The organism is Nocardioides lentus (assembly GCF_039529515.1).
Taxonomy (GTDB): Bacteria; Actinomycetota; Actinomycetes; order Propionibacteriales; family Nocardioidaceae; genus Nocardioides; species Nocardioides lentus.
The window spans coordinates 138165-159205 of record NZ_BAAAMY010000001.1 but is presented as its reverse complement, the minus strand read 5'-3'; the positions used below and the strand labels follow the sequence as shown (position 1 = coordinate 159205).

Genomic DNA, 21041 nt, shown 5'->3' with positions numbered 1-21041 from the left:
CATCTGGGAGCTGTGGGAGGCGAACAGGTTCACCAGCGAGCGGTGCTGGACGACGATGCCCTTGGGGCGGCCGGTGGAGCCGGAGGTGTAGACCACGTAGGCCGGGTCGTCGGCGCCGACGTGACCACCGCGCTCGTCGTCGGTCACGGGCTCGTTGGACCTGCCCAGGACGTCCGCGACCACGTCGGGGTCGTCGAGGACCAGCAGCGTGGCGTCCGCGGGGAGCTCCGGCAGGCGGTCGGCGACCGAGACGTCGGTGAGCACGACGCGGGGGTCGACGTCGTCGAGCATGTGGCGGATGCGCTCGGGCGGGTAGTCCGGGTCGACCGGCATCACGACGGCTCCCGACTTGTGGGCCGCCGCCAGGCTGATGGCGAACTGCGAGCGTCGGGGCAGGGCGACCGCGACCGCGGCCCCGGGGCCGGCGCCGTGCGCCATCAGCGCCCGCGCCAGCCGGTTGGCGCGCCGGTCGAGCTCGTTGAACGTGACCCGGGAGTCGGTGGCCACCAGGGCGGTGGCGTCGGGCGTGCGGCGCACCTGGGACTCGAAGAAGTCGAGCACGGTGCGCTGGACCACGTCCACGGCGGTGCCGTGGGTCGCCCCGTCGATCACGTCGCGGTCGGCGTCCGAGGAGATGCGGATGGCCCCGACGGTCGAGTCGTGGTCCCGGGCGACGGCGTCCAGGGTGACGAGGAACCGGGTCAGGTGTCCCTCGAGCTCGGTGGCGTCGTACAGGTCGGGGTTGACGTCGACGTCGATCCGCAGGCCCTCGCCGTCGGGGGCGCGGGAGACGATGACGGACATGTCGTCGACCGGACCGACCGAGAGGTTGTGCAGGGTGCCGGCGTGACCACCGAAGTCGAGGGTCCCCTCGATCGGGAGGATGTTGATGGTCGGCCCGGCCAGCCGGGCGTCCCGACCGAGCCCCAGGTCGGCGCGGATGTCCTCGGGCCGGTAGCGCTGGTGCTTCAGCAGCGCGCGGACCCGGGTGGAGACCTGGGCCGCGAGGTCGGTGACGGCCGTGTCCGGGCGGACGTCGAGACGCAGCGGGACGATGTTGGACACCATCCCCGGCACCTGCTTGGAGACCTTGCCGCGGCGTGCGGTGACGGGCAGGCCCAGCACGACGTCGCGATCACCCGTGAAGCGGTGCAGGTAGGCGGCGAAGGCGGCGATCAGGAGCGATGACCGCGACACCTTCATGGCCTTCGCGGCGGCGGCGAGCGCCTCGGCCGCCTCCGCCGGCACGTCGCGGGTGCAGCGTGCGAGGCGGTCGGGGAGGCCCTGGGGCGGGTCCGCCAGGAGGGTCGGCGCCGGCTGGTCGCCCAGCACCTCGGTCCAGAACGAGCGGTCCTCCGAGCGGTCCGAGGCGCGGTAGTCGCGGTCGTCGCCGACGAGGTCGGCGAGCGGTCCGGTGAACGGCGCGTCCGGCTCGGCGCCGGTGACGAGCGCGTTGTACACGACGTTGACTCGCAGCATGGCAAGGGTCGCGCCGTAGCCGTCGAGGGCGAGGTGGTGGATGCGCTGGTAGCAGAAGGTGCGGTCGTCGGCCACGCGCAGCAGGGCGATCGTGAACAGCGGCGGGGCGGCGAGGTCCACCCGCGACCGCAGGTCGGCGTCCATCCACGCCCGCGCCGCGTCCTCCGGGTCGCTGTCGGCCCGCAGGTCGACCTGCCGCAGCTCCCAGTCGACCCCGTCGGCGACGAGTTGGAACGGCCCCTCGGCGTCCTCGCCGAAGGTGGCGTGGAGCGCGTCGATCTCGTCGATGGCCGTCGCCCAGGCGCTGCGGTACGCCTCGGTGTCGATCTCGCCGGGCACGTCGAGGTAGTGGGCGATGTTGAGGACGACGTTGTCGGGGTCGAGCTGCTGGGCGTACCAGAGGCCTCGCTGCGCCGCGGTCAGCTCCAGGCGTACGGCGTCCCGGGACCCGGCGCGGCTCATCGACCGACCCGGACGGTCAGACCCGCGAGCTCGAGGCGGGTTCTCGCCGACGACCCGCCGGAGCGGGTCTGCTGCTGCCCGACGCCGGCCTGCTGCTGCTCACGTCCCCCGCTCTGCCGCTGCCCGACGCCGGCCTGCTGCTGGTCGCCGCGGACGTCCTGCTGCTGCGCCCCGAGCAGCTGGGACTGCGAGCGACCGCGTCCGTCGGACTGTCGCTGGCCGACGCCGGCCTGCTGCTGACCGGACGCGGAGCTCTGCTGTGCGCCGAGCACCTGCGACTGCCGGCGTCCGTCGGACCGCGACGACGACAGCACCCCCAGCTGCTGGCTCCCCGCCGCGTCCTGCTGCTGGAGCCCGAGCAGCTGTGACTGCTCCTCGGCCTGCGCGGCTCCGCCTCCGGACACGAGGAGAGCCGCGCTGGCGAGGGGCACGAGGAGTGAGTGACGCTTGAACGACATGCTGTCGAGCCAACCAGCGGGTGCACGGGCATTCACGTGATGTGGGTGTCGGTCATGTCACGGCAGGGCGCACCAATCCGGCGGGCGAGTGCCCCCGAAGGGGGCCTCGTCACCCGGTGTGACCTGGGACGACGCGCACCGGCCGCGTCACCGCCGACCCCGACCGCCCCCTCGGCCCCGCGCGACTGTTCACCCGTCGGACGCCCGAGCGTCGACGAGGGGCCGCGGCTCGGCCGGGTCAGGCGGCTCAGCCGGCGTGGACCGGGGGGCCGTCGGTGGCCAGCTCGTCGTGCTTCACTGTCAGGAAGATCCAGACCACCGCGGAGGCGAGCAGCATCATCGCCGCGCCGATGAGGAACGCGTGGGTCGCGCCCTCGGTGAAGGAGGCCTGGAAGGTCGCCGCGTCGAGGAACGTCAGGTTGGTGCCGGGCACCGGTGCGGACGGGTCGAGCCCGCCCTGGCCCAGACCGGCCTCGAGGGCGCCGCGGACGGAGTCCTCGCGGGTGTTGGTGTAGGCCAGCGCGACGGTGCTGAGCGCGGCCAGGCCGAGCGCGCCGCCGATCTGCTGCATCGTGTTGAGCACGCCCGAGCCGATGCCGGAGTCCTCGGCGCGCACGTGGTGGACGGCGGTCAGCGTCAGCGGCACGAAGGTCATGCCCATGCCGACGGCCATCAGCACGATCCACGGCAGCAGGTGGGCCCAGTAGTTGATGCCGGCGCCCGCGGTCTCGCCCGCGGCGAGGGCGCTCAGCACCTGCTGGGGGGAGTCGTCGACGTCGAGGCGGGAGAACATGAACAGCGCCGTGGCGGCGAGCAGCGTGCCGACGCCGGCGATGTAGCGGGGGTCGACGCGGTTGACGAGGTTGGACGACAGCCCGGCGCCGACGACGATGCCGACCGAGAACGGCAGGAACGCGAAGCCGGTGCGCAGCGAGGAGTAGCCGACGACCTGCTGGATGAACAGGCTGAGGAAGTAGAACATCGCGAACATCGCGGCCGGGGCCACGAGCATCGCCACGAAGCTGGCGGCGCGGGTGCGGTTGCGGAAGATGCGGACGGGCAGCAGGGCGTGCTCGGTGCGGGACTCGAGCACGATGAAGAACGCGAGGAGCGCGACGCCGGCCACGAGGCTGGCGAGCGTCCACGGGTCGCCCCAGCCGTAGCGCTCGTCGCCGGCGCGGGTCAGGCCGTAGACCAGGCCGACCAGGCCGAGGGTGCCGGTGACGGCGCCGGGCACGTCCATCTGGCCGGGACGGGCCTCGGACTCGCGCAGGAAGCGGGGGGCCAGGAAGGCCGCGACGAGCCCGATCGGGGTGTTGATGAGGAAGGTCAGGCGCCAGCCGGACATCTCGACGCCGGCGAAGCTGTCGAGCCCGGTCAGCCAGCCGCCGAGGATCAGGCCGACGGCGGCGCCGGCGCCCGACATCGCGGCGTACACGGCGAAGGCGCGGTTGCGGGCCGGGCCTGCCGGGAAGGTGGTGGTGATCAGCGCCAGCGCGGCGGGCGCGGCCATCGCGGCGCCGAGGCCCTGCAGGGCGCGGGAGCCCAGCAGCATCGCCTCGTTCTGGGCGAAGCCGCCCAGCAGCGAGGCGATCGCGAACACGACCAGGCCGGTCGCGAAGATCCGACGGCGGCCGTAGAGGTCGCCGAGCCGGCCGCCGAGCAGCAGCAGGCCGCCGAAGGCCAGGGCGTAGCCGGTGACGATCCAGGACAGGTTGGCCTGGTCGATGCCGAGGTCGGCGCCGATGAACGGCAGCGCGATGTTGGTGATCGTGCCGTCGAGCACGACCATCAGCTGCGCCAGCGAGATCAGCACGAGCGCCCAGCCGAGGTGGAGGTCGTGGCCGGGCGTCTCCTCGGTCTCGGGGGCGGTCTCGGGAGCGGTGCGGGGGGCGGTGTCGGGGGAGCCGGCAGCGGGCTCGGGTGCCGGGGTGGTCCCGGGGGTGGTGGTGTCGGTCATCGTGCGTCCTTCGAGGAGGAGGTGGCGGGGGTGGTGCCGGGTACGGCGGTGCTGACGGTGGGGCCGTGGGTGGCGGCGGGCAGGACGAGCTGGTCGACGACCTGGGTGACCAGGGACTCGTCGGGCACCTCGCCGAGGAAGAAGCGGCGGTGCAGCACGATCCCCGGCAGGGCGGTCGCGAGCAGGTCGACGTCGGCGTCGGGGTGGACCTCCCCGCGGTGCTGCGCGCGGCGGAAGACGAGCACGACCTGGTGGGCCCGGGGGCCGATGAAGTCGCGACGGAAGGCGGCGGCGAACTCGGGGTCGCGGCCGATCGCGGTGATCACGCTGCTCATGACCGCGGTCTGCCGGGAGTCGGTCAGCCCCCCCGTGGCGCAGAACATGGCGAGCAGGTCGCCGCGGAGCGTTCCGGTGTCGACCGGCTCCGGCGCGGCCTTCTGCGTGAGCAGCGCCTCGATGACGAGCTCCGGCTTGGCGGCCCAGCGGCGGTAGAGCGTCGCCTTCGACGCCCGGGCGGCGACGGCGACGGCGTCCATCGTGAGCCGGTCGTAGCCGACGTCCGCGAGCACGTCGAGGGTCGCGTCGAGGATCTCCTGCTCGCGATCCCCGACGACGCGCGGGCGGACCCGCGGCTCGAACCGGGCGTCGGTCTCGGCGGCCACGCGTGGCTCCCGTCACTCGATGGAACGAAACGGTTTCGTTCTCTCGAGGAGAGTAGACCCGCGGACCTCAGAAGCGATAGTCGAAGCGCGCCAGGTCGGCGGCGTGCGCCTCCTCGACGAGGCGGCGGCCGGCGACGGAGTACGCCTGCCAGTAGGCGCGTCCGCGGTCGGTGACGTTGGTGGCCGGCACGGCGAGGTCGAGCCCGCAGAGCTCGCGCAGGTCGGTCTCGAGGTGCTCCATGCGCAGCACGACGTCGGCCTCGTCGACGTGGCCGGGGTTGACCCGCCGGGGTCGGTCCTCGCCGACGGCCCGGACCAGCCAGTCGTCGAAGTCGAGGGTGACGGCGTCGACGATGCCGTCGACGACGCCGGGGGTGACGTGGACCCAGGAGTCGGGGTCGCGCAGCTCGTGGACCCAGCGCGTGCGGGTCCGCTCGTGCTCGGCGACGTAGAAGTCGAAGGGGTTGCGGGTCGTCGTCACCACGCGCAGGCCGTGGTCGGCGGGCAGCAGGCCGACGGCGACGAGCTCGGTGACGGTGCCGTGCTTGGCGTCGACCCCGGCGGTCCGCACGGCGTCCGCGGGCGGCACCTCGACGACGCCGGGACGCCTCAGCAGGGCCTCGCGCAGGGCGGTGCTGGCGGTGCCGGGGGCGGCGGTGACGACGAGCCCGGCGTCGCGGTCGAGCAGGGCCACGCGGGGCTCCTCGGGATCGGTGATCGGGCCGCCCGGTACCCCACCTCGGCGGGTCGAGTCAGGGGCGGTCCCGGCGCGACGTGGTGCGGCCGGTGACGAGGCGGCGCGCCTCGGCGAGCACGGACCGGGGCCGCAGCACCGGGGTGCCGCCGTCGGGGGCCTCGGTCATGCCGGCGACCGCCTCCGCGAGCGCGTCGGTGGCGGAGACCGCGGGGCGCCAGCCGAGCTCGCGCTCGGCGCGGCCGGTGTCCATCAGCGGCACGGCGTGGGCGAGGTCGAGCCAGCCCGGGTCGAGCCGGCTCAGGCGCGCGGTCCAGGCGAGCCCGGCGGCGGCGCGCAGCGCGGCGGCCGGCACGTGGACGTGGCGGGCGCCCAGCGCCCGGGCGAGGTCGTGCACGTCGACCGGCGGAGGCGCGGCGAGGTTGAACGCGCCGGTCGCGCCCTGCTCGAGGACCCGTCGTACGGCGTCGGCCACGTCGTCGGCGTGGATCACCGGAAGCACCGTGCCGCGGTCCATCGGCAGCACCGGCAGCAGCCGGACCGCCGCGCTCGGCACGAGGGCGGGCAGGGCGTAGCGCAGCAGCGCGCTCCCGGCGGAGCGCTGGCCGACCAGGCCCGGTCGCAGGCGGGCGACGCGCAGGTCGGGGTGCGCCCGCTCGACGTCGTCGAGGAGACGCTCGACGTCGGCCTTGTCGCGGCTGTACGCCGAGCCCGGCACGCCGGTGGTCGGCCACGACTCGTCGACGGGGTCGAGCGAGGTGCGGGGCGCGTAGGCGCCGACGGACGACAGGTGCACCAGGTGGGGCACACCCGCGGCGACGACGGCCTCGGCGACGTGGCGGGTGCCGTCGACGGCGGTGGCGCGCAGCCGCGCGTCGTCGCGGCCGGGCTGGAAGCCCCACGCCAGGTGCACCACGGCCTCGACGCCGGCGAAGACCTCGGTCAGCCGGGCGGTCGCGCCCGCCTCCGCCAGGTCGCAGGCGACCCAGCGCACGCCCCCGGCGTCCGCGGGCGGTCGCCGCACCACCCCGGTCAGGTCGGCCTCGGGCAGGGCGCGCAGCACGGCCGTGCCCACGTTGCCGGTCGCGCCGGTGACGGCAATGCGTACGTGGTCCCTCATGTGGTCGAGCCCTCCTGCGGCGGCTCGCCGGGGCCGGACGTGGCCCGGCGCGGCCGTCGGTGCGGTACCCGTCGGTGAGGGTGCGACCCGCGGGGGTGCGGCTGGGGTCGCGTCCGGGTCGCGGGGTCTCGTGGCCCCGTCGGCTCGTGCCTCGCCTCCGGGGCGCCTCGACCTCCGAGTCGGCCGGCCTGGAGGCACCTCGACCTCCGAGTCGGCCGGCCTCCGGGGCACCTCGACCTCCGGGGCGGGTCAGGCGAGGACGAGGGCCAGGCGGCGCAGGCCGCTGCGGATGCGGGCCTTGACGGTGCCCAGGGGCAGGCCGAGGCGGGCGGCGACCTCGGCGTGGGACAGGCCGACGTCGTAGGCGAGGCCGAGGGCCTCCTGCTGACCGGGGCTCAGCGTCCCCAGCGCCGTCCGCAGGCGGGAGGCCTCGAGCACCTCGACGGCGGCCTCGGAGGTGGCGTCGCCCGCCGCGCGGGTGGGGGCGGTGAGCTGCTCGAAGCCCGCCTCGCGACGGCGACGGGCCTCCGCGGAGCGGACCCGGCCCACCGCGCGGCCGTGGACGATCATCAGCAGCCAGGCGATCGCCGTGCCGCGGGCGGGGTCGAAGCGGGCGGCGTGCGTCCAGGCGTGGAGGTAGGTGTCCTGGACGACCTCCTCCGCCTGGGCGTGGTCGCGCAGCACCCGGATCGCGAGTCCGAGCACCCGCGGGGCGGTGGCGTCGTACAGGCGGGTGAAGGCGTGGCGGTCGGCGCCGGCCGAGCGCTGCAGGAGGTCCGCGAGGTCCTCGTCGTCGCCGGGACCGGGGCGCACGGCGAGGGCCGGACGGAGGACGGTGGAGGCCGGAAGGGTGGCCATGGAGGGATCGCCTCGATGCGCGGTGCGGGAAGCACGCGCCACCGGGGTCCCGGGCAGCACCGAACAGTGGTACTCGGCCAGCGTAGCCCGGGGGTGGTGCGCCGGTCCGCGGAATCAGCGGGACCGGAGGTACGTCCGATCGGGCGAGGGTGGCGGACAGAGGGCATGCGACCCGCGATCGGCGGGTCGTCCCCCCAACTCCGGAGTCACCGTGACCCTCTCCCCCTCCCGTCGCCGGCCCTCACGCTCGGGCGTCACCCTCGCCTCGCTGCTGGGCGCCTGGCTGGTGGTCGCCCCCCTGGCCGGGCCCGCCCAGGCCGCGGCTCGCGTCGTCCCGCTCGGCACCGCCGCGGACTTCTCGGTGCTGGCCGGCTCGACCGTCACCAACACCGGCACCTCCCGCGTCGACCGCGGCGTCGGGGTCCACCCCGGCACGGCCATCACCGGCGCCGGGACGCTGTCGGTCGGCGGCGAGACCCACGCCGGCGACGCCGTGGCCCGCACCGCCAAGACCGACCTGACGGCGGCCTACAACGACGCCGCGGGGCAGACCCCGCCCATCGCGACCGACGACGAGCTCGGCGGGGAGACGCTGCCGGGCGGTGTCTACAACCGCGGCGCGGCCATGCAGCTCACCGGGCGGCTCACCCTCGACGGGCAGAACGACCCCGACTCGGTCTGGGTCTTCCAGACCGGCTCCACCCTGACCACCGGCTCGGGCAGCTCGGTGGTGCTGATCAACGGCGCGAACCCCTGCAACGTCTTCTGGCAGGTCGGCAGCTCCGCCACCCTCGGCACCGGCACCACCTTCGTCGGCACCGTCATGGCCGACCAGAGCATCGCCCTGCAGACCGGCGCCCGCCTCGCGGGCCGGGCCCTCGCCCGCGTCGGCGCCGTCACCCTCGACACCAACGTGATCACCTCCCCGCGCTGCGTCGGCGCCCCTGGTGGTGACGACGGCGACGGCGGTGACGACGGCGATGGCGGTGACGACGGCGACGGCGGCACCGGGAACGGCGACGGCGGCAGCGGGGACGGCGGCGACGGTCCCGGGACCCCCGGCGGGCCCGACGGCCCCGGCACGCCCGGCACGCCCGGCACGCCCGACGCCCCCGGCACGCCCGACGGCCCCGGCACGCCCGGGACGCCCGGCACGCCCGGCAGCCCCGGCAGCCCCGGCAGCCCCGGCAGCCCCGGGGACGGCGGTGGCGCCCAGGTCCCCGCTCCGCCGGTCGGCGGGGTCGACACCGGCGTCGTCGCGCCGGCCGTGGGCCGACGATGAGCGACGTCGCCGTCTGGACCCCGGAGGACCCGCGGCCGCCCGTCCGGTGGCGCCGCGCGTCCGTCCTGGCCGCGCTGTCCGCCGTCCTGGTCGGCTGCGCGGTCGTCGGGTCCGACACCTCGACGGGCCCCGAGCCGGGTGAGGGCACCACGGCGAGCCCCTCGGGCAGCCCCCGGGCCGGCCCCGCGGGCACCGACGCGACCGATCCCCTCGACGCGTCCGACCCCGCGCGCCTGACGGTGCCCGCGATCGGTGTGGACGTCGAGGTGATGGACCTCGGCCTCCAGCCCGACGGCACCCTCGAGGTGCCGCCGGGCGCCTTCCCCGCCGGCTGGTACGACGGGTCGCCGACGCCGGGCGAGCTGGGCCCGGCGGTCCTGGCGGGCCACGTCGGCTACAACGGCACCCCCGGCGTCTTCGCCGACCTCGAGGACGTCGTCGTCGGTGACGCGGTCCGGGTGCGGCGCGACGACGACAGCGTCGCGAGGTTCACCGTCACCTCCACCGAGGAGTACGCCAAGGACGCGTTCCCGACCGACGAGGTCTACGGCGACGTCGACCACGCCGGGCTGCGCCTGATCACCTGCGCCGGGCTCGACCGCGCGAGCGGCGCCTACGGCACCAACGTCGTCGTCTACGCCGAGCTCACCGACAGCCGCCCGGCCCGCTGAGCCGGCCCCGGCCCACCCGGACCGGGGGAGGCGTGCCCGCGGCGCCCGGGGGGCACCTGGACAGGTCGGGCGCCTGTCCGTCACGGGGGAAGAGGCTCGATGATCAGCGTGCGCCGCGTGACCCGGATCCTCGTCGAGGTGGCCGCCCTGCGCGGCGGCGCCTTCGACCTGGTGCCGTTCCTGGCGGTCGTGGCCGGCCACGCGGCCGACGCCTCCGGCGCGGCGGTGGTCGGCCTGGCGCTGACCGACCGCGACGGGACCCTGCGCCCGCTCGCCGCCTCGGGCGGCACGGCCGCGCCCGGCCGCGTCGACGGTGTCCTGGCCCTGCTCGCCGAGCGCGGCCCCCACTCCGACTGCGCCGAGGGCGGGCGACCGGTCGTCCGCGGCGACCTCGGCGGCCCCGGTGGTCACTGGGCGGCGTTCGCGGCGGGCGCGCGCGGCCTCGGCCTGACCCGGGTGCACGCCCTGCCGCTGCGGGTCGGCGAGGAGACCATCGGCGCGCTGGTGCTGCTCGCCGGGCCCGGCGCGCCGTACGCCGTGGCCGAGGTCGACACCGTCCGCGCCCTCGCGGAGCTGACGACGGTGACCGTGCTGCGCGAGCGGCGCCTGGCGCTCGCCGAGGAGACGGCCCGCCAGCTGCGGGAGGCGCTCGAGAGCCGGGTCGTCGTGGAGCAGGCCAAGGGCGTGCTCGCCGAGCGCGAGCGGATCACGGTCGACGTGGCCTTCGCGCGCCTGCGGGGCACGGCCCGCTCGTCCAACCGGCGTCTCGTCGACGTCGCCCGCGACGTGATCGCCGGGGTCGCCGGGTCCTGACCGGAGGGCGAACTCCCGGTGACGACTCGGCAGGGGGTGAGTGCGAGGGGGTCCGGGGGGTACCCGGCCGGGACCACTCCCCGATCCCCACTCCCGATCTCCGCGAGGACCCACGATGACCTCCCTGCTCTTCGGCTCCATCAGCTCGCTCGCCGACACCTCCGAGCTCCAGCGCTGGGCCTTCAACAAGGCCTTCGCCGACCACGGCCTCGACTGGTCCTGGGACCGCGAGGACTACCGCGCGATGCTCGAGGGCAACGGCGGCGCCGACCGCGTCCGCGCCTACGCCGAGCAGCGCGGCGAGCAGGTCGACGCCGAGGCCGTGCACGCCGCCAAGTCCGTCGCCTTCCGCGAGTCCCTGCGCACCGACGGTGTCGAGCCGCGCCCGGGGGTGCTGGAGACCATCACCGCCGCCAAGTCGCTGGGCATGCGCGTCGGCCTGGTCACCACGACGTCGCCCGACAACGTCGCCGCCCTGCTCGAGGCGCTCTCGCCCGCGCTGGGCCGCGACGACTTCGACGTCGTCCTCGACACCACCTCCGTCGAGACCACCAAGCCCGACCCGGCCGTCTACGCGAAGGCCCTCGCCGAGCTCGGCGAGGAGGCCGGCGCGTGCGTCGCCGTCGAGGACAACGTCGGCGGCGTCGCGGCCGCCAAGGGCGCCGGCATCGCCTGCATCGCGTTCCCCAACGCCAACACCGCCGCGCACGACTTCGCCGAGGCCGACACCCGGGTCGACACGCTCGACCCGGCCGCGGTGACCGCACTCCTCGAGGCCTGAGGCCCGAGCCCGAACCTGAGCCCGAGACCCCACAGGAGAACCCATGGCCATCGTCGAGAGCACCCTGACCGCGGACGTCACCACGTTCCGCGTCGAGGCCTACGAGAAGATCGACTACACGCTGCAGTACGTCGACGGCGTGTTCGACCCCGCCAACACCCAGCTCGCCGACGTCTACCGGCCCTGGGGCCGGTGCCTGATGGTCATCGACGACGTCGTCGACGACCTGTACGGCGAGCGCGCCCGCGCCTACTTCGCGGCCCACGACATCGAGCTGACGGTCTACCGGCTCGTCGTCGACGAGACCACCAAGGCGTGGACGACCGTCGAGGGCATCATCGACGCCTTCACCGAGTTCGGGCTGGTCCGCAAGGAGCAGCCGCTGATCGTCGGCGGCGGCCTCGCCACCGACGTCGCGGGCTTCGCGTGCGCGTCGTTCCGCCGCGCCACGCCGTACGTGCGGATCCCGACGACCCTGATCGGGCTCATCGACGCGTCGGTGTCGATCAAGGTCGGCGTCAACCACCGCAAGTACAAGAACCGCCTCGGCGCCTACCACGCCTCCTCGACGGTGCTGCTCGACTTCGGCTTCCTGGCCACGCTGCCCGTCGACCAGGTCCGCAACGGCATGGCCGAGATCATCAAGATCACCACCGTCGGCGACCGCCACACCTTCGACCTCATGGACGCCCACGGCGAGGCGCTGCTGGAGACCCACTTCGGCCACGTCGACGGCGAGCAGCACGCCGCGAGCGCGGAGCTGCGGGCCGCCGCCCACGAGATCACCTACCGCTCGATCCAGCGGATGCTCGAGCTCGAGGTGCCCAACCTCCACGAGCTCGACCTCGACCGGGTGATCGCGTTCGGCCACACCTGGAGCCCGACGCTGGAGCTGGCGCCCGAGGTGCCGTTCTTCCACGGCCACGCCATCAACATCGACATGGCGCTGTCGACGACGCTCGCCGAGCAGCGGGGCCACATCGACGCCACCGAGCGCGACCGCGTGCTGTCGCTGATGAGCCGGCTGGGCCTGTCGCTGGACAGCCCGCACCTCACGCCGGAGCTGCTGGAGCGCGCCACCGCCGCGATCCTGCAGACCCGCGACGGCCGGCTGCGCGCCGCCGTGCCGGCGCCGATCGGCACCTGCGTGTTCCTCGACGACGTGTCCACCGACGAGCTCGTCAGCGCCCTCGACAAGCACCGCACGCTGGTCGCGGAGCTGCCGCGCGGCGGCGCGGGCGTGCAGGCGTTCGTCGACGAGGGCCTGCCCGCGTGAGTGCCCCCGCCTCCGGCGCCGACGTGCTGGGCCCCGTCGACGGGCCCGAGACGACGCTGCGGCCGGTGACGCCGGCCGGGATCCTCGCCGAGCGTCTCGGCGACCTCGTCGGGCGCGCGGAGGCGGGGGAGGACGCGGCGTCGCTGCTGGCCGACCTGACCCGCGCCCACGAGCTCGCCGCCGGCCTCGAGCCGTACGTCGCGGCGTCGACCAGCCCGGAGTCCGACGCGCTGGCGGCCCTCGCGGCCCGCACGCGCGAGGCCCGCTGGGCGGACGACTCCCCGCTCGAGGCCGAGATGCTCTCGGGCCACGTCGAGGGTCGGCTGCTGCGCGCGCTGGTGCGCGCGACCGGCGCCACCCGGGTGCTGGAGGTCGGCATGTTCACCGGCTACTCCGCGCTCGCGATGGCCGAGGCCCTCGACGAGGGCGGCACGGTCGTGGCCTGCGAGCTCGACCCCGGCGTCGCGTCCTTCGCGCAGGAGTGCTTCGACGCCTCGCCCGCCGGGGCCCGCATCGACGTCCGCGTGGGCCCGGCCGCGGAGACCCTGGCGGGGCTCGCGGCGGAGGGCGCGTCGTACGACCTGGTCTTCGTGGACGCCGACAAGACCGGGTACGCCGACTACGTGCGGCTGGTGCTCGACACGCCGCTGCTCGCGCCCGGCGGGCTGCTCGCGCTCGACAACACGCTGCTCCAGGGCGAGCCGTACGGCGTGGGCCCGCTGTCCGACAACGGCCGCGCGATCGCGGACGTCAACCGGTCGCTCGCCGACGACGACCGCGTCGAGCAGGTGCTGCTGCCACTGCGCGACGGCGTCACCCTGGTGCAGTGGGCCCGCCCCGGGGCCGCCGGCACGGGCAGCGTCGACACGACCGACAGCACCGACGGCCGGGAGGGCTGATGGACACGCAGGTGATGGAGCCGCTCGGCGTCCGGGTGACCGGGCTGTCGCTGACGACCCCGCCCGACGAGGGGACCGTCGAGACGCTCGTGGGGCTGCTCGCCGACCACGGCGTCGTCGTCGTGCCCGGCCAGGACGACGTCGACGACACGGCGTTCGCGGCGTTCCTGCGCTGCTTCGGCGACCCCGTCTTCACCGTCGGGGAGACCCCGGTGCCCGGCTTCGACGACCTCAACGTCATCAGCAACGTCGGGCGCACGACGCCGCCGCGGTCGACCTTCCACGTCGACACCAGCTATGTGTCGTCCCCGCCGGCCTACACCGCGCTGCGGGCGGTGACGATCCCCGAGCAGGGCGGGCAGACGCAGTTCTCCAACCAGTACCGCGCGCTGGACACGCTGCCGGCCGACCTCCGCGAGCGCATCGAGGGCCGTCGGCTGCGCCACGTCGTCACCGGCGTCGACCCCGGCGAGGACCAGGAGAAGGAGGCGTGGCACCCGCTGGTGCGCGCCCACCCCGTCTCCGGGCGCGACACGCTCTACCTGACCACGCCCGCCCGCTGCGCCGAGGTCAGCGGTCTCGACGGGGACGAGACGGCCGCGCTCGTCGCCGCGCTGCACGCGCACTCGACCGCACCGGACAACCTGCTGCGCCACGCCTGGGCGCCCGGCGACGTGGTGATGTGGGACAACGGGACCGTGCTGCACGCCGCCGACCACTCCGGCGTCGTCGGCGACCGCGTGATGCACCGGGGGATGGCCACGGGGTACGCGAGCGCGTGACCCCCCGGCCCACCACCCCCCGGCTCAGGACGCCCCGGCTCAAGACGCTCGGCGCGCTCGTCCTGCTCGGCACGGCGTTCCCGGCGAACCTCGCGGTGACGACGGGCGCGGCCGTGGTGGGCGCGCTGTCACCGGCGCCGGCCCGGCCGACCCCGGTGGGCGGTCGGCGCACGGTGATGCTGTCGGGCGGCAAGATGACCAAGGCGCTCCAGCTCGCGCGGTCCTTCCACGAGGCCGGGCACCGCGTCGTCCTCGTCGAGTCCGGCCGCTACCGCTTCTCCGGCCACCGCTTCTCGCGGGCCGTCGACGCCTTCCACGTCGTGCCGCCCTCCGGCGACCCGTCGTACGCCGAGGCGCTGGTCGAGGTGGTCCGCCGCGAGGGCGTCGACGTCTACGTGCCGGTCTGCAGCCCGGCCTCCAGCCGTCACGACGCGCTGGCGAAGGCACGGCTGGAGGAGCACTGCGAGGTCGTGCACCTCGACCCGGACGACCTCGAGGCCCTCGACGACAAGGCGGCGTTCGCGGAGCTCGCCACTGGCCACGGGCTGCCGGTGCCGCTGACCCACCGCCTGACCGACCCCGCGCAGGTCGCGGACTTCGACTTCGCGGCCCACCCGGGCGTGCGGTGGGTGCTCAAGTCGATCGCCTACGACCCGGTCAACCGGCTCGACCTCACCCCGCTGCCCCTCGCGACCCCCGAGGCCACCGCCGACTTCGCGGCGTCCAAGCCCATCTCGGCCGCCAACCCGTGGCTGCTGCAGGAGCTGGTGGAGGGCCGCGAGTACTGCACCCACGGCACCGCCCGCGACGGCGAGCTGCGGGTGTGGGCCTGCTGCGAGTCCTCGGCGTTCCAGGTCAACTACACGATGGTCGACCACCCCGCGATCGAGGAGTGGGTGACGCGGCTGGTGAAGGCGATGGGGCTGACCGGTCAGGCGTCGTTCGACTTCCTCGAGCGCGCCGACGGCAGCATCGTCGCGATCGAGTGCAACCCGCGCACGCACTCCGCGATCACGATGTTCCACCGCCACCCCGGCCTCGCCGCGGCGTACCTGACCGACGCGCCCGTCGCCGACGGAACCGGCGCCGGCCGGGTCGTGCCGCTGCCGGGCTACCGGCCGACGTACTGGGCCTACCACGAGGCGTGGCGCCTGCTCACGGCTCCGGGGTCGTGGCGGGAGCGCTGGGCGACCGTCCGCGGCGGTCGGGACGCCATCCTCGACCCCCGCGACCCGCTGCCGTTCCTGCTGGTGCACCACCTGCAGGTGCCGTCGCTGCTGCTGCGGGCGCTGGTGAGCGGGCGGGACTGGATCAAGATCGACTTCAACATCGGCAAGCTCGTGGAGGTCGGCGGTGACTGAGCGCACCCCGTCCCCGTCCTCCTCCTCCGCGCCCCCGCGCGACCCGGGCCGGCGGCTGACGGTGCTGCACCTCGCCGGCTCCGCGGTCGACGACTTCCACGCCGACCTGTCGCGGCTGTACGCCGCGGGCGCCCTCGACGCGGCCGCCGGCGGCCCCCACGACCACGTCGTCGCGTGGGTCGAGCCGGGGGGCGGCTGGCGCTTCCCGGCGGACCTGACGCGCGAGGCGATCGCCGCCGCGCCGGTGGTCTCCCGCGCCAAGGGTCTCGCCGTCCTCGCCTCGCTCGAGGTGGACGTCGCGTTGCCGCAGATGTTCTGCCGGCCCGGGATGACGGCGTACCGGTCGCTGCTGGAGGTCCTCGGCATCCCGATGGTCGGCAACACCGGCGAGGTGATGGCCCTCGGCGCCCACAAGGGCCGGGCCCGCGCGGTGGTCGCGGCCGCCGGCGTGCGCGTGCCCGCCGGGGAGGTGCTGCGCCGCGGCGAGCGGCCGACCCTGCCGCTGCCGGTCGTGGTCAAGCCCGCCGACGCCGACAACTCCCACGGGATCTCGCTGGTCCGGTCCGCGGACGAGGTGGACGCGGCCCTCACCGGGGCCTTCGACCACGCCGACGAGGTGGTCGTGGAGGCCTACGTGCCGCTGGGGCGCGAGGTCCGCTGCGGCGTGCTCGAGCGCGACGGCGGGCTGGTCTGCCTGCCGCTGGAGGAGTACGCCGTCGACGAGGCCACCAAGCCCGTCCGCGACGCCGCCGACAAGATCACCCGATCCGGCGCCGAGGACGGCGGGGACCTGCGGCTGATGGCCAAGGACGCGCAGCACGCCTGGATGGTCCCGCTCGACGACCCCGTCACCGCCGCCGTCCACGACCTGGCCCGCGCCGCCCACCGCGCCCTCGGCTGCCGCCACCACAGCCTCGTCGACGTGCGCGTCGACCCCGACGGCACGCCGTACTTCCTGGAGGCGAGCCTCTACTGCTCCTTCGCCCCCACCAGCGTCGTCGTCATGATGGCCGCCGCCGCCGGCACGCCCCTCGACCACCTCCTCGCGGAGCAGCTCGCCGAGGCCCTCCGCGCCTGATCCGGCGGTGCTCGACCTGCGGTGCTCGGGCACGACGAACCACCCCGGGGTGGTGCGCGTCCTGTTCTGATGACAGCGCACTGACCTGAGGGGAGACCAGCCATGGAGGTGCCGTCGAGGTGGGGGCGACGCCGGGACAGCGCGGCGTTCGCCGCCTACGTGCACGAGCGATCGCGTGCGCTGCACCGCACGGCGTACCTGCTGGTGGGGCGGCGCGGGCTCGCCGAGGACCTGGTGCAGGAGACCCTGGTCAAGACGTACGTCGCGTGGCCGCGGCTGCGCGAGCCCGCCGCGCTCGATGCCTACGTGAGGCGGACGATGACGACCACCGCGATCTCGTGGTCGCGACGCCGGTCGTGGTCCGAGACCCCGACCGACGACCTGCCCGACCGTGGGGAGGACGGCCACGCCGAGCTGCTCGGCGAGCGTGACCTGGTGTGGGCCGCGGTCCTCGACCTGCCCGCACGGCAGCGGGCCACGCTGGTCCTCCGCTTCTACGAGGAGCTGAGCGTCGCGCGCACCGCCGAGGTCCTGGGCTGCGCGCCCGGGACCGTCAAGAGCCAGCTGTCCGCCGCTCTCGCGGCGCTGCGCGAGCGGCTCACCGCCCACTACCCCGAGCTCGTCGAGCAGCTGGTCGACGAGCTCACGCACGGCGCCGGCACCGGCGCGGAGACGACCGGAGGCACCCGATGAACGCCCTGCTCAAGCAGACCCTGGAGGACCGCGCGGCCGACGGGCCGGCGCCGTTCGTCGACGTCGCGGCCCTGGAGGCCGCCGGCCGTGCGCGCGTCCGCCGCCGGCGACTCGCCCGCGGCGTGGGGGCGCTGGCCGTCCTCGCGGCGCTGGGGGCCGCGGCGCCGTACGCGCTCGACGCGGCGGACGGCCGGGACCGCGACCCCGGGCAGGTCGCGGTCGACCCGGGCGCGCCGGCAGCGGTGTCCTGGGCCGCCGGTGACGTCGTGCGGATCGGCGATATCGACGTCACGCTCCCCGAGGCCCCGTCGGCGTACGTCGTGGTGGGCGACGCGGTCGTCTGGGCCGGGTCGCAGAACGGCGTCTACCTGACCCGCGCCGACGGCAGCACCGGCCGGATCGGCGCCACGGCGCAGCCCTACGGCCGTGTGCTGGTGGCCGAGGGGTCGCTCGCCGGCTGGTACGACACCCGCGCCGAGGAGTTCGTGGTCTACGACGTCGACGCCGACGAGGTGGCCCTCCGGGTGCCGACGAGGCGGACCGGAGGGGCCACCGACGAGTTCGGGATCCCCGCGGTGCGGGCGCTCGACGAGGGCGTGCTGTGGGTCTTCTCCCGCGGGGAGATCGGGCCGTCGGGGATCCCCTTGGACGAGGGCGGCGTCGCGGCCGTCGAGGTCTCGTCGGGAGACGTCGTCCAGTGGGAGAGCTCGGGCGGCAACGACGACCTCGGCGACGTGCAGGACGGGCGCCTGGCCCTTGCGCTGCGCAGCCTGGAGGAGGTCAGCCAGGGCCTGTCCGGCGACGAGGTCCTCGTGAGGACCGCCGGCGGCGGCGAGGTGGGCAGGGTGCCGGGCGACAACCGCGCCCTGCTGTCGCCCGACGCGACGTACGTGGTCACCGACCCGAACGACTCCGAGCAGGTCTGGGACGTCGCCACCGGCGCGGACGTGACACCGGACCTCGGGCCGTACGGCTTCATGGCGGTCGCCCAGTGGCTCGACGCCGACCGCTTCCAGGCGACCGCGTTCACCCGGGACGAGCTGCGCAGCGGCGACGACGCCGACCTGGCCGCCGACGTGCTCGTCTGCTCGGTCGACGCCGGCAGCTGCGAGACGGTGGCCACCGACGTCGCGGCACCCGGCGACCTCCAGCTCCCGGTCGGCGAGAACCTGGGGGAGTGAGGCGGCCGCGATCGGTGCCTACGGCTGAGACCGCTCCAGCAGCGCCCGCAGCACCGTGACCACGCCGTGGTCGCGGTGCGACGGCGCGCGGTGGGCGGCGCGGGCGGCGACGTCGTCGTGGGCGCCCTCCATCGCGAAGGACAGGGTGGCGGCGTCGAGCATCTCGACGTCGTTGAAGTTGTCGCCGAAGGCGACGGTCTGCGCGGCGCTCACGCCGAGCGTCTCCTGCAGGCGCCGCACGGCGACGCCCTTGTCGGTCGTGGTGGGCTGCACGTCGACCCAGTGGCCACCAGAGACGACGACCTTCAGCGGCCCGCCGTGCTGCTCGGCGTACGGCGCGAGCACGGGGGCGGTCGTGGCGTGCGGGTCGCCGGGGGTGAAGACGGCCAGCTTGACCGGCGCGACGTCGAGGCCGAGGAGGTCGTCGACCTCGGCCAGCGAGGCGTAGTAGGGGTCGACGTGGTCGAGGAACGCCCGGTCGGTGCGCTCGACGTAGGCCTTCTCGGGGCCGCACCACACCACTCCGAGGTCGAGGTCGTCGCGCTCGGTGACCGCGTCGCGCACGTGCTGGACGACCTCGCGGGCGAGGTCCACCGACAGCGGCGTCGAGCTGATCTCCTCGCCGTCGCGCACGACGTACCCGCCGTTCTCGGCGATGAAGACCATCCCGGCGAGGTCGCCGTCGGGGTGGTCGCCGAGGTGGGCGAAGGTGCGGCGCAGGGTGGCGTACTGCCGTCCGCTCGCCGGGGAGAAGACGATCCCGCGCTCGCGCAGCACCGGCAGCAGCTCCCAGAACGCGTCGGGCACCTCGCCGTCGGCGTCGAGCAGCGTGCCGTCCATGTCCGACACGACCAGTCGCACGTCCACGTCGGCGGGCAGGTCGAGCGCGTCCAGGACGTCGTCGGCGGACGGGGTGGCGGAGGAGGTCGTCACGCCCCCAGGGTCCCAGCACCGCCGTACCGGGGAGGAATCGCCGAGTCGGCCCGGGTGCGCATCGAAACGGCCCCGAGTCGGCCCGGGTGCGCGGCGCTGCGGTGCGGTGCGGTGCGGTGCGGTTTCACCAGGTATGTCGTCACGCTGTCACTTCTCGCGCATGGCACGGTGCGAGGAGTGACAGTCGCGTGACATACCTGGTGAAACCGCAGGTCGCCACCGCACGTCGCCACCGCAGCTCGAGGCCCGCCGACGCTCCGCCGCCAGGACCGCGGCCCGGCGAGGCGCACAAGATTCGCGCAATCACCGCGCCCGCCCGTACGCCGCGGCGCGGGCCGTCACGGGATCCGTGAGAGCGCCCCGGCATCTTCACGCGTCGCGCCAGTGCCGGGCCCGCGCCGCCGGGACTGTACTGGCGCTCACACGTGGCACCCGTCACACAGGCGAAAGAGGTGGGCATGAGCCGGGACGCACTCCGAGGAGCAGCACGACGCACGGCGACGAGCAGGGTCGACGGTGCGCGGACGCGACGCGTCGGCGCCGCGCTGGCGATCACGGTCCTGGTCGGCACGACGGCCGCGTGCGGCAGCGACGCCGGCGCCGACACCGCCGACGGGGAGGTCGAGGGCAAGACCGTCGCGCTCGTCGCGTGCGGCGACGTCAACCCCTGGTGCGCCGTCTACAACAAGACGATCGTCGAGGGCCTCGAGGCCGAGGGCGTCACCGTCGAGTACCTGCAGGACCCCTTCGACGTGGCCCTGCAGATCCAGAACCTCAACTCCGCGATCGCGTCCCGCCCGGACCTGATCCTCAACTTCCCCACCGACGACCAGTCGGTCGTGCCCTCGCTGCAGCAGGCGAAGTCGCAGGGCGTGCCGGTCATCATCGCCGGCTCGACCCCCGCTCCGGAGGCCGAGGACCTCGTCGCCTCGACGATCAACGCCGACCAGGCCGCGCTGGGGACCTACGCCGCCCAGAACATCGTCGAGGGCCTGCAGGCGCGTGGCCTCGATGAGGGCAAGGTCATCGCCATCGCGGGGTCCGACACCACCGCCACCAGCGGTGAGCGCATGGAGGCCTTCGAGGAGGAGCTCGCCAAGACCCCGGAGTACGAGCTCGTCGAGGTCCGCAACGGCAACTGGGACCCGGCCCTGACCGGCCGCATCGCCTCCCAGCTCTTCGCGCAGTACGAGAGCCAGGGCGGCATCCAGGCCGCCTACGGCATGGCCGACTACCAGGCCAACGCCATCATCCAGAGCGCCCAGCAGGCCGGGCTGCCGCTCGGCGTCGAGGACGACGGCCTGATCGTGACCGGCAGCAACTGCTTCAAGGTCGGCGTCGACAACATCCGCTCCGGCGCGCAGTACGGGACCGCGACGCAGACCCCCACCGCCGAGGGCGAGTACGTCGTGGAGCACACGCTGGCGTTCCTGCGCGGCGAGGAGATCGACGAGGTCAACCTCAACTCCGAGGACCGCGTGACCGCCGACAACCTCGACGAGTTCGCCGACGTCTGCAGCGAGGCCTGACCCGCACCCGACCGCCGGGGCGGGGGCTCCCCGTCGCCCCGCCCCGGCGCCCGCGCACGCACCGCACGA

Annotated in this window: 20 protein-coding genes; 12 read left to right on the top strand and 8 right to left on the bottom strand. The window is 74.9% G+C overall.

The features are described from left to right. From ABD158_RS00750 to ABD158_RS00720, 7 genes are all read right to left on the bottom strand, one after another. The coding region (locus ABD158_RS00750; protein WP_344002301.1) for a condensation domain-containing protein at positions 1-1941 on the bottom strand (1941 nt) is incomplete at its 3' end. After that, the gene (locus tag ABD158_RS00745; RefSeq protein ID WP_344002299.1) at positions 1938-2399 is read right to left on the bottom strand and encodes a hypothetical protein; all 462 of its coding nucleotides are present in this window, start codon (positions 2397-2399) and stop codon (positions 1938-1940) included. The genes ABD158_RS00750 and ABD158_RS00745, both read right to left, overlap by 4 nt. Before the next feature lie 247 nt (positions 2400-2646). Then, positions 2647-4359 (bottom strand): MFS transporter, encoded by a 1713-nt coding sequence (locus tag ABD158_RS00740; protein ID WP_344002296.1) that lies wholly within the window; start codon positions 4357-4359, stop codon positions 2647-2649. Next, positions 4356-5021: a TetR/AcrR family transcriptional regulator gene (locus tag ABD158_RS00735; protein ID WP_344002293.1), complete on the bottom strand. Its 666-nt coding sequence runs from the start codon at positions 5019-5021 to the stop codon at positions 4356-4358. The genes ABD158_RS00740 and ABD158_RS00735 overlap by 4 nt, the downstream gene beginning before the upstream one ends. Before the next feature lie 67 nt (positions 5022-5088). Next, on the bottom strand, positions 5089-5715 hold the full coding sequence (locus ABD158_RS00730; RefSeq protein ID WP_344002290.1) for a hypothetical protein: 627 nt from the start codon (positions 5713-5715) through the stop codon (positions 5089-5091). Between the two features lie 58 nt (positions 5716-5773). Then, on the bottom strand, positions 5774-6835 hold the full coding sequence (locus tag ABD158_RS00725; RefSeq protein WP_344002287.1) for an NAD-dependent epimerase/dehydratase family protein: 1062 nt from the start codon (positions 6833-6835) through the stop codon (positions 5774-5776). A 249-nt stretch (positions 6836-7084) separates the two neighbouring features. Continuing rightward, a complete protein-coding gene (locus tag ABD158_RS00720; RefSeq protein ID WP_344002284.1) occupies positions 7085-7693 on the bottom strand; it encodes a sigma-70 family RNA polymerase sigma factor in 609 nt (202 codons plus the stop codon). A gap of 211 nt (positions 7694-7904) precedes the next feature. Between ABD158_RS00720 and ABD158_RS00715 the strand changes: the two genes are divergently transcribed. From ABD158_RS00715 to ABD158_RS00665, 11 genes are all read left to right on the top strand, one after another. Continuing rightward, positions 7905-8975 carry an ice-binding family protein gene (locus ABD158_RS00715; protein ID WP_344002281.1) on the top strand — a complete coding sequence of 357 codons (1071 nt, stop codon included), beginning with the start codon at positions 7905-7907 and terminating at the stop codon, positions 8973-8975. Continuing rightward, positions 8972-9646 (top strand): class F sortase, encoded by a 675-nt coding sequence (locus ABD158_RS00710; RefSeq protein WP_344002278.1) that lies wholly within the window; start codon positions 8972-8974, stop codon positions 9644-9646. The genes ABD158_RS00715 and ABD158_RS00710 overlap by 4 nt, the downstream gene beginning before the upstream one ends. A gap of 99 nt (positions 9647-9745) precedes the next feature. Continuing rightward, the gene (locus ABD158_RS00705; protein WP_344002275.1) at positions 9746-10459 is read left to right on the top strand and encodes an ANTAR domain-containing protein; all 714 of its coding nucleotides are present in this window, start codon (positions 9746-9748) and stop codon (positions 10457-10459) included. A gap of 115 nt (positions 10460-10574) precedes the next feature. After that, a complete protein-coding gene (locus ABD158_RS00700) occupies positions 10575-11240 on the top strand; it encodes an HAD family hydrolase (protein ID WP_344002272.1) in 666 nt (221 codons plus the stop codon). A 43-nt stretch (positions 11241-11283) separates the two neighbouring features. Further along, positions 11284-12516 (top strand): sedoheptulose 7-phosphate cyclase, encoded by a 1233-nt coding sequence (locus ABD158_RS00695; protein ID WP_344002269.1) that lies wholly within the window; start codon positions 11284-11286, stop codon positions 12514-12516. Next, the gene (locus tag ABD158_RS00690) at positions 12513-13415 is read left to right on the top strand and encodes an O-methyltransferase (protein WP_344002267.1); all 903 of its coding nucleotides are present in this window, start codon (positions 12513-12515) and stop codon (positions 13413-13415) included. Before ABD158_RS00695 ends, ABD158_RS00690 begins: the two co-directional genes overlap by 4 nt. After that, entirely contained in the window at positions 13415-14197 is a 783-nt protein-coding gene (locus tag ABD158_RS00685) for a TauD/TfdA dioxygenase family protein (RefSeq protein ID WP_344002264.1), read from the top strand. The genes ABD158_RS00690 and ABD158_RS00685 overlap by 1 nt, the downstream gene beginning before the upstream one ends. Next, on the top strand, positions 14194-15558 hold the full coding sequence (locus tag ABD158_RS00680) for an ATP-grasp domain-containing protein (RefSeq protein WP_344002261.1): 1365 nt from the start codon (positions 14194-14196) through the stop codon (positions 15556-15558). The genes ABD158_RS00685 and ABD158_RS00680 overlap by 4 nt, the downstream gene beginning before the upstream one ends. Further along, a complete protein-coding gene (locus ABD158_RS00675; RefSeq protein ID WP_344002258.1) occupies positions 15551-16636 on the top strand; it encodes a D-alanine--D-alanine ligase family protein in 1086 nt (361 codons plus the stop codon). The genes ABD158_RS00680 and ABD158_RS00675 overlap by 8 nt, the downstream gene beginning before the upstream one ends. A gap of 102 nt (positions 16637-16738) precedes the next feature. After that, positions 16739-17329 carry a SigE family RNA polymerase sigma factor gene (locus tag ABD158_RS00670; protein ID WP_344002255.1) on the top strand — a complete coding sequence of 197 codons (591 nt, stop codon included), beginning with the start codon at positions 16739-16741 and terminating at the stop codon, positions 17327-17329. Further along, on the top strand, positions 17326-18510 hold the full coding sequence (locus tag ABD158_RS00665; RefSeq protein ID WP_344002252.1) for a hypothetical protein: 1185 nt from the start codon (positions 17326-17328) through the stop codon (positions 18508-18510). The genes ABD158_RS00670 and ABD158_RS00665 overlap by 4 nt, the downstream gene beginning before the upstream one ends. Before the next feature lie 18 nt (positions 18511-18528). Here the strand turns inward: ABD158_RS00665 and ABD158_RS00660 are convergent, their stop codons facing one another. Next, entirely contained in the window at positions 18529-19443 is a 915-nt protein-coding gene (locus ABD158_RS00660) for a Cof-type HAD-IIB family hydrolase (RefSeq protein WP_344002249.1), read from the bottom strand. A gap of 458 nt (positions 19444-19901) precedes the next feature. Here ABD158_RS00660 and ABD158_RS00655 point away from each other — a divergent pair, with 458 nt between their 5' ends. Beyond that, complete coding sequence (locus tag ABD158_RS00655; protein ID WP_344002246.1) at positions 19902-20972, top strand: sugar ABC transporter substrate-binding protein; 1071 nt, start codon at positions 19902-19904, stop codon at positions 20970-20972. Positions 20973-21041 lie beyond the last annotated feature (69 nt).

What these genes read in the sequence shown, in the direction of transcription:
- ABD158_RS00725 (WP_344002287.1), bottom strand. Translation starts at nt 6,835, where the DNA reads ATGAGGGACCACGTACGCATTGCCGTCACCGGCGCGACCGGCAACGTG.
- ABD158_RS00740 (WP_344002296.1), bottom strand. Translation starts at nt 4,359, where the DNA reads ATGACCGACACCACCACCCCCGGGACCACCCCGGCACCCGAGCCCGCT.
- ABD158_RS00670 (WP_344002255.1), top strand. Translation starts at nt 16,739, where the DNA reads ATGGAGGTGCCGTCGAGGTGGGGGCGACGCCGGGACAGCGCGGCGTTC.
- ABD158_RS00700 (WP_344002272.1), top strand. Translation starts at nt 10,575, where the DNA reads ATGACCTCCCTGCTCTTCGGCTCCATCAGCTCGCTCGCCGACACCTCC.
- ABD158_RS00655 (WP_344002246.1), top strand. Translation starts at nt 19,902, where the DNA reads ATGAGCCGGGACGCACTCCGAGGAGCAGCACGACGCACGGCGACGAGC.
- ABD158_RS00710 (WP_344002278.1), top strand. Translation starts at nt 8,972, where the DNA reads ATGAGCGACGTCGCCGTCTGGACCCCGGAGGACCCGCGGCCGCCCGTC.
- ABD158_RS00720 (WP_344002284.1), bottom strand. Translation starts at nt 7,693, where the DNA reads ATGGCCACCCTTCCGGCCTCCACCGTCCTCCGTCCGGCCCTCGCCGTG.
- ABD158_RS00705 (WP_344002275.1), top strand. Translation starts at nt 9,746, where the DNA reads ATGATCAGCGTGCGCCGCGTGACCCGGATCCTCGTCGAGGTGGCCGCC.
- ABD158_RS00665 (WP_344002252.1), top strand. Translation starts at nt 17,326, where the DNA reads ATGAACGCCCTGCTCAAGCAGACCCTGGAGGACCGCGCGGCCGACGGG.
- ABD158_RS00745 (WP_344002299.1), bottom strand. Translation starts at nt 2,399, where the DNA reads ATGTCGTTCAAGCGTCACTCACTCCTCGTGCCCCTCGCCAGCGCGGCT.
- ABD158_RS00695 (WP_344002269.1), top strand. Translation starts at nt 11,284, where the DNA reads ATGGCCATCGTCGAGAGCACCCTGACCGCGGACGTCACCACGTTCCGC.
- ABD158_RS00685 (WP_344002264.1), top strand. Translation starts at nt 13,415, where the DNA reads ATGGACACGCAGGTGATGGAGCCGCTCGGCGTCCGGGTGACCGGGCTG.